Here is a 13,814-nt window from a genome sequence, read left to right as displayed (position 1 = left end):
TTCTGTAATTGAAGGAGAATCCATGAACGTCCAAGACATCAGCGTACAAAAGAGGGATGGCCGGGTCGTCCCCTACACCAGGGAAAAGATCCGCAACGCCATGAACAAGGCCTTTGTCCAATATGAGGTTCCTATCACCGACCAGGCCCTGGATGACTTAGTCAGACAGGTGGAAGACCGCTTCCACGGAGCAAACCGCCTCACTGTCGAAGCCATCCAGGATAAGGTGGAGCTGGTCCTGATGGAGGAGGAGTACTTCACCGTGGCCAAGGGCTACATCCTCTACCGGGAGGAGCGGAGAAAGAAGCGTTCCGCCCGGTCCAAGCTGGAATCCTACTTCCCCGAGCTCCCCGAACTCCACGACATTTTCCTGACCATCGAGGACAAATACACCGACCCCCAATATGACCTCTCCCGCCTCCTCCTCAAGTTCGAATCTTTCTATAAAACGGATCGGACTGCGGATGAGCGGCTTTCGGCCCTGACCCATGCCGCCATCGAACTCACCGATGAGGAGGGAACCCGGTGGGAATTCATCGCCTCCTACTTCTATGACCTGGCCTACAAGCGGGATTTGGCCGACCACTGGCAGTCCTTGATCGACCAGGGCAAGGTCGCCGGAGCCGGCGAAGCCCCCGGCACAATCCGGACCGAGGATCTGACCTTTGCCCAAAAAATCCGAGCCATGGAAAGTCTGGGCCTCTACTGCCATGAGATCGCTTCCACCTATTCGGAGGAGGAACTCAACCGGGCTGCCCAATGGCTGGACATGGACCGGGACTTCCTTCTCAACTACAGCGGGTATGATCTCCTGGTCAACCGGTATGTGGTCCGGACCCATAACCTTCTCCCCCTGGAAAACCTCCAGGAGATGTACCTGGGGATCGCCCTCTTTCTGGCCATTCCGGAGAAAAAAGAGGACCGGATGGACTGGGTCCACCGCTTCTACAACATGCTCTCCACCCTCAAGGTGACCATGGCCACCCCCACTCTTTCCAATGCCCGCAAGCCCTTCCACCAGCTCTCCTCCTGCTTTATCGACACGGTGCCGGACGACCTCCAGGGGATCTACAAGTCCATCTCCAACTTCGCCAACGTGTCCAAGTTCGGCGGGGGCATGGGCCTCTACTTCGGCAAGGTCCGGGCCCAGGGCTCGACCATCCGTGGCTTCAAGGGGGCTGCCGGCGGGGTCATCCGCTGGGTCCGCCTGGCCAATGACACAGCTGTGGCAGTCGACCAGCTGGGTGTCCGCCAGGGTGCCTGTGCCTGCTACCTGGACGTCTGGCACAAGGATGTGCCGGAATTCCTCCAGATCCGGACCAACAACGGGGACGACCGGATGAAGGCCCACGACATCTTCCCCGCCATCTGCTATCCCGACTACTTCTGGCAGCAGGTGGAGACCAATATGGAAGGTCAGTGGGGCCTCCTGGACCCCCATGAGGTCCTGACCAAAAAGGGCTACGCCCTGGAGGATTCCTATGGTCAGGAATGGACCCAGAAGTACCTGGACTGCATGGCCGATGAGACGATTTCCAAGCGTTGGATCCCCATCAAAGAGATGGTCCGCCTCATCATCCGGTCCCTGGTCGAAACCGGGACTCCCTTCGCCTTCAACCGGGATGCCGTCAACCGGGCCAACCCCAATAAGGATAAGGGGATGATCTACTGCTCCAACCTCTGCACCGAGATCGCCCAGAATATGTCCCCCTCCACCATCATTTCCGAGGAGATCGATACAGAAGATGGCGACCCCATCGTCGTGACCAAGATGGTTCCCGGGGACTACGTCGTCTGCAACCTGGCCTCCCTCAACCTGGGCAAGATCGATGTCCAAGACCCCGCCGAAATGGAAGAGGTCACCACCGCCTCCGTCCGAGCCCTGGACAATGTCATCGAGATGAACTACTTCCCCGTCTCTGCTGCTAAGGTCAACAATGCCAACTACCGGCCCATCGGCCTGGGCGTCTCCGGCTACCACCACATGCTGGCCAACAACCACATCTTCTGGGAGTCCGAAGACCACCTGACCTTCGTCGACCGGGTCTTCGAAGACATCAACTACTATGCCATCAAGGCCTCCATGGAGAACGCCAAGGACAAGGGAGCCTACCCCTACTTCAAGGGCTCTGACTGGGATACAGGCGCCTACTTCACCGACCGGGGCTACCACTCCGACCGCTGGACCGCCCTGGCCGCCCAGGTCCATGACCACGGCCTCCGCAACGGCTACCTCCTGGCCGTCGCCCCCACCTCATCCACCTCCATCGTGGCTGGGACCTCCCCTGGTGTCGACCCCATCATGAACCGCTTCTACTACGACGAAAAGAAGAACGGCCTCATCCCCAGGGTGGCCCCCGATCTCAGCCTGGACAACCTGGTCTACTACAAGCCGGCCCACCAGCTCGACCAATCCTGGCTCATCCGGTCGGCCGGCATCCGGACCCGCCACATCGACCAGGCCACCTCCATGAACCTCTACATCACCAACGACTACACCTTCCGGGAAATCCTCTCCCTCTACCTGGATGCCTACCACGAAGGTGTCAAGACCGTCTACTACATCCGGTCCAAATCCCTGGAAGTCGAAGAATGTGAGTCCTGCGCCTTGTGATGGGGCGGCAGGATAGATGAATCAAGATAGAAAGGACCTCGCCGGTTGGCGAGGTCCTTCTATATTCCCCCTATAGTGGATGATTTTGAGGAATGGGGGTATCCCGGCCCCCTTTTCCCTTGATTTTGCTGGATGAGGGGGCTTTACTTTGCCCCCCTTCCCACCGATTTCGCTGGATGAGGGGGCTCCGCTTTGCCTCCCTTCCCCTGGATTCCGCCGGATGAGGGGGCTCAGCTTTGCCCCCCTTCCCCTTGATTCTGCCAAATGAGGAGGCTTTGCTTTGCCCCCCTTCCCCCTGATTCCGCCAAATGAGGAGGCTTTACTTTGCCCCCCTTCCCCTTAATTTTGCCATATGAGGGGGCTCCGCTTGTCCCTTTTTTCCAAAGCAGCCAGACAACGAGTTTACCGATCAGCTAGATTGTATTTGGATAGAAGATTATTCTTTGACCTCAAATTCCACATAAAGACTTTTTTCCTGGGCCTTGAGATTAGGATCACTGTCCCTCACTTCTTCTCCTCATTAAATCGCTCCAAACCTTGTCGCTGAAGTGCTCTTCTACAGCCTGCGATTTCCGGTAGATTTCAAAGAGTTCTTCGCCCTTCTCCTCGGCTAGCTTATACATCACCCCATTCACTGCAATCGTGGTCTTGTTTTTGATGATGTAAGTCTTCCCCTCATACCAAATTTGACCAATCCAACCTCCTTTCAGGGCTAGCCCCCTTCCAAATTTGCTGGCGTCATTCAAGAGGCCGATGATGGAATGAATTTCCTCCTCATCGGTGATGATCTTGGCCTGAGGTGGGGAGGGCAGGGTGACAAAAAGAAGGCTGCGGTCCTCCTCATAGGTGATCTCCTTGAAGGTGAAAAAGTAAATGAATAATAGGACAAGTACAAGGACCAAGAAAAGGGCCGGCCAGTATTTTTTTATGCTTTTCATTTCATTCCTCCTTTCCTAGCACCAATTTCTACCTACCTACTGAAATGTGTTCATACAGGATATAGCCGGTTAATTATAGCTACTTAGCATTTGCTCAATAACCGCGCTCATTTTTGCATCCTCCTTATCAATGACACTAGCTTTTTAATATTCCTTGACCGGTACCGATCAGATAGAGCAGTCAGTTTCTCGACATCCAACGTCAGGAGATCCGCCTCATCGATCCGAAGGTCTTCCATGAGCAAGTCAGCGAAATCCCTAATCGTAAGAACCGGAGTCATCTCATAGGTGGCTCCCGGAATGAAGTGATGGTAGAACAATGCATACTCAACTGAACCATGCTTGAGAGTTGGCTTTCGAATTAGCATATTCTTTTAATGACTCAAGCATCATATTCGTTGTATTTATCATAATTTCACCTCATAGTCCTGTCATATTGGACTATGAGGTATTTAATTCATGACCCTTTCCAAAGCAGCCAGCCAGCGAGTTTACCGATCAGCTAGAATGTATTTTGACAGAAGATTATTCTTTGACTTCAAATTCCGCATAAAGGCTTTTTTCCTGGGTATTAAGATTAAGATCACTGCCTTCAAGAGAATAATCCTTTTTAATCCGGTAGCTTCCTGGTTTGAGGTCGACACTTAGTAGACATTTGAATTCCTTCTTTTCCCCGGGCCGAATAATATAAGCAAGGTCCTCATAGGAGATGGGATTATCCACTACTGTCCACTCCCCCTGATTATTTCTCTCTAGATCATAAGCTTCGCCAGTGCTGATATCATGATCACTCTGATTCTCCAAAACCAAGAGCAATTCTTTAGTTGAAGGGCGAATATCTTTCGGATTTACAATTTCTAGTGCAAGCTGATCATTTTTATCATAGGGCTCAGTATTCCCATTTGAACTTTCGCCCTTCTTCCCCTTATTGAATCGTTCCAAAACTTCGTCGCTGAAGTCCTCTTCCGCAGCCTGCGATTTCCGGTAGATTTCAAAGAGTTCTTCGCCCTTCTCTTCGGCTAGTTTATACATCACCCCATTCACTGCAATCGTGGTCGTGTTGTTGATGATGTAGTCAGTCCCCTTATACCGGATTTGGCCAATCCAGCCTTTTGTCAGGCCTAACCCCCTTCCAAATTTGCTGGCGTCATTCAGAAGGTCGATAATGGAACGAATCTCCTCTTCATCGGTGATGATCTTGGCCTGGGGTGGGGAGGGCAGGGTGACGAAGAGAAGGCTGCGGTCCTCTTCATAGGTGATCTCCTTAAAGGTAAAAAGGTAAATGAACAATAGGGCAAACACGAGGATCAAAAAAAGTGCCGGCCAGTACTTTTTTATGCTTTTCATTTTATTCCTCCTCTCTTAACGCCTAAGGCCCTTCTCCGGAATCAACCAACAAAGTAATTTACCGATCAGGTACCCTATCTTTTGGATAGTAGACAAAATCAAAGAGACCATAGGCCACCGGCTCATAAAGCGTTTGCTCAGGATTGCCGTATTTCTCAAGCGCCTTCATGACAGACTTATCATAATTTTTGATCGATATCGGCTTAGCTTGTAAAATATAGGATTCTTTTTCTCCATATACCAAGTGGTTGGCAATGGGAATAAAAAAGCAGGTGAGGCTTTCTCCAATGTGTTTTTTATATTCCACATCAACAGGTTCAACATCCATTCCAATTTGTAATTGTTCCGCCATGGGCAGGTAGGATTGATATTTTTCCTTAATCTTTTCTCCTGAAAAAATACTGGCGATCGCTATGCCGGTATGGCGATAGAAATCAGGATTAAAAATGATTCCCCCCTCCTCCGGAATGATGGCGAATGGGGTAAGTCTGATGGGCTTCATCAATGAGGGTCCAATAGAAAAAATCTCCTGGCCGTCAAAGTAGTGTGTCATCTCCCGGAGAGGAAGGTGGTCAAGATCAACCCTTTTCCCTTCCGGATCGAATAAATAATGAGTGCCGCCATCCTTCCAGTATTTGTCCTGCTCTTCCGGAGAAAATTGCTCGATGGCAATGACATCCGTCGTCGTGGCGAGGGGCTTTCTCTCTTCTGATTCTTGGGAATCTACCACCAGCTCAGAAGCCCTCTCTTCTCCTACACCTTCCTTACTCAATTCTACCGAAGTGGAAGGGTCTTTGGAAGAAGTGCATGATACGAGAAGGATGCAGCTAGCTAAGATGAAGAAGCAATGAACAAGTTTCTTTTGAGATGAAATCATGATGAGCCCTCCTTTTCCGACATCCATCCTTTCCTTCTTATATATAAATTATAGTATTTTTTCTCGGTGTGCAAACATTTTTATTCCTCATCCTTCCCCCTTTCCCCTGCTCTATCTTCCCCACATCGTATATAATGGAGGCGATGGACTTAGATTTGACATCCTACATACAGAAAGGAAGTTTTCATGGAAACGATCAATAAAAAGCCCCTGTATAACCCTGATGGGGACATCTCCCTGACCGCTAGACGGATGGTCAATGGGGATACGACCAACTTAAATGACTTCAACAACCTTAAGTATGAATGGACCTCGGACTGGTACCGCCAGGCCATGAACAACTTCTGGATTCCGGAGGAGATCAACCTGGCCCAGGATAAGAAGCAGTACCCCAACCTGCCGGAAGCGGAGCGGGTGGCCTATGATAAGGTCCTCTCCTTCCTCATCTTCCTGGACTCCATCCAGTCGGCCAACCTCCCCAACGTGTCGGACTACATCACGGCCAATGAGGTCAACCTCTGCCTCCACATCCAGACCTACCAGGAGTGCATCCACTCCCAGTCCTACTCCTACATGCTGGACTCCATCTGCGAGCCCGACAAGCGGGATGAGATCCTCTACCTCTACCGGGACGATGAGTTCCTGGCCAAGCGGAACAAGTACATCGGCGACATCTACAACGCCTTCCAGGAGGAAAAGACCCCCCACAACTTCCTCCGGGTCCTCGTGGCCAACTACATCCTGGAAGGAGTCTACTTCTACTCCGGCTTCATGTTCTTCTACAACCTGGCCCGCAACGGCCGGATGACCGGGTCCGCCCAGCAAATCCGCTACATCAACCGGGACGAAAACACCCACCTCTGGCTCTTCCGCAACATCATCAACGAGCTGCGGAAAGAAGAACCCTCCATGTTCACCGAAGACCTCCAAGCCGAGTACCAAGCCATGGTCAAGGAAGGGGCTGAGCAGGAGATGGCCTGGGGCAAGTACGTCATCGGCAACGACATCCAAGGGCTCAATGAGTCCATGGTGGAAGACTACATCAAATACCTGGCCAACCAAAGGGCTGTGGACATCGGCCTGGAGCCCATCTATGAGGGCCACAGGGAAGAACCCGAGTCCATGAAGTGGGTCTCCAACTACTCCAACGCCAACATGATCAAGACCGACTTCTTTGAAGCCCGGTCCACCGCATACGCCAAGTCCGGCGCCCTGGTCGACGACCTCTAAACCCGGACCGGAAAATCCAGAAAGGAAGTGTCATGAAAAAAGTTGCCATCGTCATGGGGTCCGACTCCGACCTCCCCATTGTGGAAAAAGCCACCAAGATCCTGGAGGAGCTGGAGGTCCCCTTTGAGGCCCATGTCTACTCCGCCCACCGGTCCCCGGAAGAAGCCAAGGAATTCGCCCAGACGGCTGAAGAAAAGGGCTTCGGGGTCCTCATCGGGGTTGCCGGCATGGCCGCCCACCTAGCCGGTGCACTTGCCGCCAACACCATCCTCCCCGTCATCGGTCTCCCCTGCAAGTCCGCCTGCCTGGAAGGAATGGATGCCCTCCTCTCCACCGTCATGATGCCCTCCGGCATCCCCGTGGCTACCGTGGCCATCGACGGCGGAAAGAACGCCGCCCTCCTGGCCTGCCAGATCCTAGCCCTGGAGGATGAGGACCTGGCCGACCGGCTCAAGGCCCGCCGGAAAGCCGACCACCAGGCCAACCTGGAAAAGAACAAGAGGGTGGAAGAAAAGCTCAATAAATAGTACAATAGAAGTTCCTGGAAATCGTACAAGGAAGGCCGGCCTGGACGGATCTCCCGCCCATGACCCGCCCCGCTAAGGGAGAAAGGACTGGAATCGACCTATGGAAAAGAAAGAACAACTCTACGAAGGCAAGGCAAAGAAGGTATTCCTGACGGACGAAGACGACAAGCTGATCGTCTCCTATAAGGACGATGCCACCGCCGGTGACGGTGCAAAGAAGGGCACCATTGTCGGTAAGGGATCCATCAACAACCGGATGACCAACATCCTCATGCAGCTCCTGGAAGAAGTCGGCGTCCCCACCCACTTTGTCGAAGAACTGTCGGATACCGACACCGTCGTTAAGAAGGTTGAAATTGTTCCTCTGGAAGTCATCATGCGCAACACCTCCGCCGGCTCCTTCGCCAAGCGCTACGGCGTGGAAGAGGGCATCGACTTTGACGAACCCACCTTTGAGTTCTCCCTGAAAAATGATGACCTCCATGACCCCCTGATCAATAAGTCCCACGTCCTGGCCCTTAAGCTGGCCACCAAGGAAGAGTTGGACCGGATTGAAGAACTCTCCCGCAAGGTCAATGAGACCCTGAAAGAATTCTTCCTCAAGCACAATGTCAAACTGGTCGACTTCAAGCTGGAATTTGGCCGCCTCCCCGACGGGACCATTGTACTCGCCGATGAGATTTCCCCGGATACCTGCCGGTTCTGGGACACCGAGACCAACGAAAAACTCGACAAGGACCGTTTCCGCCGCGACATGGGCAAGATCGAAGACGCCTACCAGGAAATGTTCCGCCGGGTCACTTCCGGTAAATAGCATTCCGACCCCGAGTCGTCCCACTGTATCTTTTTTGGGACGGCTCTTTCTTTTTCAAAGACATTTTTTTGAGACAGCTTCCTTTACAGAAAGGAGACCCGCCACATGGGCGCATTTTTTGGACTTGTGTCCGCCCGGGACGCCATCGAAGACGTCTTCTACGGAACGGACTACCTCTCCCACCTGGGAACCCACCGGGCCGGCATCGCCTGCTATGACCCCGAAGAAGGCCTTCAACGGGAGATCCACAACATCGAAAACACCCCCTTCCGGACCCGTTTCGAACACGTCCTGGAAGAAATCCACGGGACCTCGGCCATCGCCTGCATCTCCGACCGGGACCCCCAGCCCCTCCTCATCCACTCCTCCTTCGGGACCTATGCCATCTGCTTCACCGGCATCCTCAACAACCAGGACGAGCTGGTGGAACGCTATCTCCGGGAGCCCGGAGCCCACTTCGACGCCATCTCCGGCGGCGGAATCAACTCCTGCGAACTCATCGCCGCCCTCATGAACATGAAAGAGGACATGATCGACGGCATCCGCTTCGTCCAGGAAGTCATTGACGGAACCATGTCCCTCCTCATCCTCCAAGCCGACGGGACCATCATCGCCGTCCGGGACCTCAAGGGCCGGATCCCCGTCATGATCGGGCGGGATGATGAGGGCTTCGCTGTTTGTTTTGAATCCTTCTCCTACCAGAAGCTGGGCTATCGGGACTACCAGGAAGTCGGCCCCGGAGAGATCGTCAAGATCACCAAAGACAAGGTCTTCCAGCTGGTCCCCCCCAGGAAGGAAGAAAAAATCTGTGCCTTCCTCTGGGCCTACTACGGCTATCCCGCCTCCGTCTACAACGGTGTCAACGTCGAGGCCGTCCGGAACAGGAACGGCGCCCTCATGGCCAAGCAGGACAAGGAAAGGGGCCTCCTCCCCGAACTGGATTCCGTGGTTGGCGTCCCCGACTCCGGCATCGGCCACGCCCTGGGCTACGCCTACGAATCCGGCCTCCCCTATGCCCGGGCCATGGTCAAGTACACCCCCACCTGGGCCCGGTCCTTCACCCCCCAATTCCAACGTCAGCGGGAGAAGGTAGCCCGGATGAAGCTGGTCCCCGTCCACGGCCTCATCAAAGACAAAAAGCTCCTTTTCGTGGACGACTCCATCGTCCGGGGGACCCAGCTCCAAGGGACCGTGGGCTTCCTCTACCGGAACGGGGCCAAAGAAGTCCATATGCGGTCTGCCACACCCCCCACCATGTATGTCTGCCGCTGGCTGGGCTTCTCCCGGTCCCACGACGACATGGAGCTCCTGACCCGGCGGACCATCGTGGACCTGGAAGGGAAAGAAGGCCTTAACTACCTGGACGACTACGCCGACGGGGAAAGCGAGAGAGGGAAGGCCCTCCGCAAGCAGATTGCGGAACACTTCCACTTCTCCTCCCTGGAATACCAATCCCTCAAGGGACTCCTGGACTCTATCGAACTGGATCCCTGCAGGTTCTGCACCTACTGCTGGAATGGAAAGGAATAAGCATGACCACCGATAAAAACCAATCCCACTCCACCGCCTATGCCCAGGCCGGCGTCGATATCACCGCCGGCTACCGGGCCGTTGAGCTCATGAAAGACCACCTGGCCCGGACCAACCGCCCCGGGGTCCTCTCCTCCATCGGGGGCTTCGGCGGCCTCTTCCAACTCCCCAAGGGCTATGAAGAGCCCGTCCTGGTCTCCGGGACCGACGGGGTCGGGACCAAGCTCAAGCTGGCCTTCGACATGGACACCCACAACACCATCGGAATCGATGCCGTGGCCATGTGCGTCAATGACATCATCTGCCTGGGGGCCGAGCCCCTCTTCTTCCTGGACTACATCGCCTGCGGGAAGAACGACCCCGACCGGATCGCCTCCATCGTCGAGGGCGTGGCCGAGGGCTGCGTCCAGTCCGGCGCCGGCCTCATCGGCGGAGAAACCGCTGAAATGCCCGGCTTCTACCCCGAAGACGAATACGACATCGCCGGCTTTGCCGTAGGCATCGTGGAAAAGTCCAAGATCCCCAACCCCGAAGACATCCAAGAAGGGGACGTCCTCCTGGCCCTCCCCTCCACCGGCCTCCATTCCAACGGCTTCTCCCTGGTCCGGAAGATCCTGGCCGACCGGGAGATCTCCCTGGATGACCCCTTCCCGGTGGATGACATCCTGGCCAAGGGCCCGGGCAATCTGGGCGGGTCCTTCCTGGACCTCAACCTGGCCGGAAAGACCGTGGGCCAGGTCCTCCTGGAGCCCACCAAAATCTACGTCAAGGAAGTCCTGGACGTCTTTAAGAAAGTGGCCGTCCGGTCTGTCGCCAACATCACCGGTGGGGGCTTCTATGAGAACATCCCCCGTTCCCTCCCGGACGGCCTGGGGGCCCTGATCCGGCGGGAGGCCATCCAAGTCCACCCCGTCTTCCCCTACCTCCAAGACCTGGGCGGAGTGGATGACCACGATATGTTCAACACCTTCAACCTGGGTGTGGGCATGGTCCTGGTCCTTCCGGAAGAGTCGGCCGACCAAGCCCAGGCCATCCTAAGAGAAGACGGCCTGGCCGCCTACCGCCTGGGCAAGGTCGTCCGGTCGGAAGAAAGGGTGGCCTTCGAATGAGAGACCGGGCCCGGATCGCCGTCCTTGTCTCCGGGGGCGGGACCAACCTCCAAGCCCTCCTGGACCGGGAGAAGGCCGGGGACCTCCCCCATGGGGAGATCTGCCTGGTCGTCTCCAACCGGAAGGGGGCCTATGCCCTGGAGAGGGCCCGGAAGGCGGGCCTCCCCGCCCTCGCCCTCCCCCGAAAAAAAGGGAAGGGGGCGGCTTTCGAAGAAAAACTCCTGGCGGCCCTAAAAGAAGCGGACATTGACCTGGTCGTCCTGGCCGGCTTCCTGGCCATCCTGTCCGAGGATTTCCTCCGGGCCTTCGCCGGCCCCATCCTCAACATCCACCCCTCCCTCATCCCCTCCTTCTGCGGACCAGGCTACTACGGGCTCAAGGTCCATGAGGCGGCCCTGGAAAGGGGAGTCAAGGTGACGGGGGCCACAGTCCACCTGGTCAATGCCGAGCCGGATGGAGGGCCTATCCTCCTCCAAAAGGCCGTAGAGGTCCTTCCGGGCGACAGCCCCGAGACCCTCCAGAAGCGGGTCATGGAGGAGGCCGAATGGGTCCTCCTCCCCCAGGCCACGGAAAGCCTGGCCCGGGATATTGTGACCCGGAGGACCGGTGAAAATGCAAGCAAAAGACGAGAGGAGAGACCATGATGGACTTTATCGCAAGCAAGAAGACCCTGGCCCAATGGGTCCAGGGCAACCCCTACCCCGGCCGGGGAATTTTCCTGGGCCTGACCCCAGATGGGAAGAAGGTCCTTTCGGCCTACTTCATCATGGGCCGGTCCAAGAACTCCCGGAACCGGGTCTTCCGCCTGGACCAAGGCCAGCTCTACACCAAGCCCTTCGATGAATCCCTGGTGGAGGACCCCTCCCTCATCATCTACCGGGCCACGGCGGCCTATCCCGACCACTTCATCCTGACCAATGGGGACCAGACCGACACCATCGTGGACTTTGAAAATGAGGGAAAGATCTTTGACCAGGCCCTCTTCTCCCGGACCTTTGAACCCGACGGGCCCAACTGGACCCCCCGGATTTCCGGCCGGGCCGACTGGACCCAAAAAACGGAAAAGACCCCCTTTACTTATGAGATGGCCATCCTCAAGGCCCAGGACCCGGAAGGCGGGGCTTGCTCCCGGTCCTTCTTCCACTATGAGGCCCGGGCCGGTCTGGGCCACTTCCTCTCCACCTACCAGACGGACGGAGACCCCATCCCCTCCTTCCGGGGAGAGCCGGTGGCCCTCCGGATCGAAGACGAATCCCTGGAGGACTTCAGCCAAGCCCTTTGGGCGGGCCTGGACAGGGAAAATAAGGTGGCTCTCTACGTCCGGACCCAGGACCTGGCCACCGGCCAGGTGGAAGAAATCATTACCAATGCCCGGGAAGGAGAAGACCAATGACCCCAAACCATGATGCCTATCAGTCCCCCTATTCCGCCCGCTATGCCTCGGCCGAGATGGAATTCCTCTTCTCGGACAACTACAAGTTCCGGACCTGGCGGAAGATGTGGATCGCCCTGGCCAAGGTAGAAAAGGACCTGGGCCTGGACATCAGTGAGGAACAGATCAAGGAAATGGAAGACCACGCCGAGGACATCGACTATGAGGTTGCCCGGCAAAAGGAGAAGGAAATCCGCCACGACGTCATGAGCCACGTCTTCGCCTTTGGCCAGGTGGCCCCCAAGGCCCGGCCCATCATCCACCTGGGTGCCACCTCCTGCTATGTGACGGACAACGCTGAACTCCTCCAGATCTACGATGCCTCCCAGCTGGTCCTCAAGAAGGCCGCCCAGGTCGTGGCCAACCTGGGCGATTTTGCTGACCGCTACAAGGACCTCCCCTGCCTGGGCTACACCCACCTCCAGCCCGCCCAGATGACCACCGTGGGCAAGCGGGCCTGCCTCTGGATCAACGACATGGTCCTGGCCATGACCTTCCTCCAGGACCTCCTGGACCGCTTCCGCCTCCGCGGGGCCAAGGGAACCACCGGAACCCAGGCCTCCTTCCTGTCCCTCTTTGATGGGGATGAGGACAAGGTTAAGGCCCTGGACAAGGGCGTGGCCCGGATCCTGGGCTTCGAGGACACCGTCTCGGTCTCCGGCCAGACCTACTCCCGTCAGGTGGACTTCCACTACCTGGCCGCCATGGCCAACTTCGCCATGGCCGCCTCCAAGTTTGCCAACGACCTCCGGATCCTCCAATCCTTCGAGGAGATGGAAGAGCCCTTTGAGAAAACCCAGGTAGGGTCCTCCGCCATGCCCTACAAGCGGAACCCCATGCGGTCGGAGCGGATCACGGCCCTGGCCCGCCACGTCATGGTCAACGCCCTCAACCCCGCCGTCACGGCCTCCTGCCAGTGGTTCGAACGGACCCTGGATGACTCGGCCAACCGCCGACTCTCCATCTCCGAGGCCTTCCTGGGCGTGGACTCCATCCTCAACATCTACATCAACGTAACCCAGGACCTGACCGTCTACGACAAGGTAGTCCACCGTCGGGTCATGGAAAAGCTCCCCTACATGGCCACGGAGAACATCATGATGGCCTCGGTCAAGCGGGGCAAGGACCGCCAGGCCATCCATGAGAAAATCCGGGAACACGCCCACGCCGCCACTCGGAAGGTCAAACTGGAGGGGGGAGAAAATGACCTCATCGCCCGCCTGGCCGAGGATCCCGACATCCCCCTCACCCTGGAGGAAATCCAGGCCCACCTGGACCCCAGGGATTATGTGGGCCGGGCCCCCGCCCAGGTCACCGACTATCTCCGGGGCGAGGTTCAGGAGATCCTGGACCGTTACCACAAAACCGTCATCGACGAAGAACTCACCATATAGGA

Annotated in this window: 12 protein-coding genes; 9 read left to right on the top strand and 3 right to left on the bottom strand. The window is 56.3% G+C overall.

Features of this window, described 5'->3' with window-relative positions; genetic code table 11:
* The first annotated feature begins 22 nt into the window (after window positions 1-22).
* A complete protein-coding gene (locus BN2373_RS04390) occupies window positions 23-2,614 on the top strand; it encodes a ribonucleoside-diphosphate reductase subunit alpha (RefSeq protein WP_202904632.1) in 2,592 nt (863 codons plus the stop codon).
* A gap of 494 nt (window positions 2,615-3,108) precedes the next feature.
* Here the strand turns inward: BN2373_RS04390 and BN2373_RS04385 are convergent, their stop codons facing one another.
* The 3 genes from BN2373_RS04385 to BN2373_RS04370 form a co-directional block, all read right to left on the bottom strand.
* Window positions 3,109-3,552: a hypothetical protein gene (locus tag BN2373_RS04385; protein WP_053942927.1), complete on the bottom strand. Its 444-nt coding sequence runs from the start codon at window positions 3,550-3,552 to the stop codon at window positions 3,109-3,111.
* 525 nt (window positions 3,553-4,077) lie between these two features.
* Window positions 4,078-4,899: an immunoglobulin-like domain-containing protein gene (locus tag BN2373_RS04375; RefSeq protein WP_053942925.1), complete on the bottom strand. Its 822-nt coding sequence runs from the start codon at window positions 4,897-4,899 to the stop codon at window positions 4,078-4,080.
* Window positions 4,900-4,957: 58 nt separating this feature from the next.
* Window positions 4,958-5,776, bottom strand: coding sequence for a hypothetical protein (locus BN2373_RS04370; protein WP_154826130.1), 819 nt, complete (start codon window positions 5,774-5,776; stop codon window positions 4,958-4,960).
* A 186-nt stretch (window positions 5,777-5,962) separates the two neighbouring features.
* Here BN2373_RS04370 and BN2373_RS04365 point away from each other — a divergent pair, with 186 nt between their 5' ends.
* The 8 genes from BN2373_RS04365 (at window position 5,963) to purB (ending at window position 13,812) form a co-directional block, all read left to right on the top strand.
* Window positions 5,963-7,006 carry a ribonucleotide-diphosphate reductase subunit beta gene (locus tag BN2373_RS04365; protein WP_053942923.1) on the top strand — a complete coding sequence of 348 codons (1,044 nt, stop codon included), beginning with the start codon at window positions 5,963-5,965 and terminating at the stop codon, window positions 7,004-7,006.
* A 32-nt stretch (window positions 7,007-7,038) separates the two neighbouring features.
* The gene (purE, locus tag BN2373_RS04360) at window positions 7,039-7,533 is read left to right on the top strand and encodes a 5-(carboxyamino)imidazole ribonucleotide mutase (protein ID WP_053942922.1); all 495 of its coding nucleotides are present in this window, start codon (window positions 7,039-7,041) and stop codon (window positions 7,531-7,533) included.
* Window positions 7,534-7,633: 100 nt separating this feature from the next.
* Window positions 7,634-8,347 carry a phosphoribosylaminoimidazolesuccinocarboxamide synthase gene (purC, locus tag BN2373_RS04355; RefSeq protein WP_019133899.1) on the top strand — a complete coding sequence of 238 codons (714 nt, stop codon included), beginning with the start codon at window positions 7,634-7,636 and terminating at the stop codon, window positions 8,345-8,347.
* Between the two features lie 105 nt (window positions 8,348-8,452).
* Complete coding sequence (locus tag BN2373_RS04350) at window positions 8,453-9,877, top strand: amidophosphoribosyltransferase (RefSeq protein ID WP_053942921.1); 1,425 nt, start codon at window positions 8,453-8,455, stop codon at window positions 9,875-9,877.
* Between the two features lie 2 nt (window positions 9,878-9,879).
* Window positions 9,880-10,986, top strand: coding sequence for a phosphoribosylformylglycinamidine cyclo-ligase (gene purM / locus BN2373_RS04345; RefSeq protein WP_053942920.1), 1,107 nt, complete (start codon window positions 9,880-9,882; stop codon window positions 10,984-10,986).
* Window positions 10,983-11,630 carry a phosphoribosylglycinamide formyltransferase gene (gene purN / locus BN2373_RS04340; RefSeq protein WP_053942919.1) on the top strand — a complete coding sequence of 216 codons (648 nt, stop codon included), beginning with the start codon at window positions 10,983-10,985 and terminating at the stop codon, window positions 11,628-11,630. The genes purM and purN overlap by 4 nt, the downstream gene beginning before the upstream one ends.
* A complete protein-coding gene (locus BN2373_RS04335; protein WP_238379624.1) occupies window positions 11,627-12,379 on the top strand; it encodes an IMP cyclohydrolase in 753 nt (250 codons plus the stop codon). Before purN ends, BN2373_RS04335 begins: the two co-directional genes overlap by 4 nt.
* Entirely contained in the window at window positions 12,376-13,812 is a 1,437-nt protein-coding gene (gene purB / locus BN2373_RS04330; RefSeq protein WP_053942918.1) for an adenylosuccinate lyase, read from the top strand. The genes BN2373_RS04335 and purB overlap by 4 nt, the downstream gene beginning before the upstream one ends.
* Window positions 13,813-13,814: the final 2 nt, after the last annotated feature.

It is taken from the genome of Kallipyga gabonensis, from assembly GCF_001286805.1.
Lineage (GTDB): Bacteria > Bacillota > Clostridia > Tissierellales > Peptoniphilaceae > Kallipyga > Kallipyga gabonensis.
The sequence above is the reverse complement of the archived record's forward strand: the minus strand, read 5'-3'. Positions and strand labels throughout refer to the sequence as shown.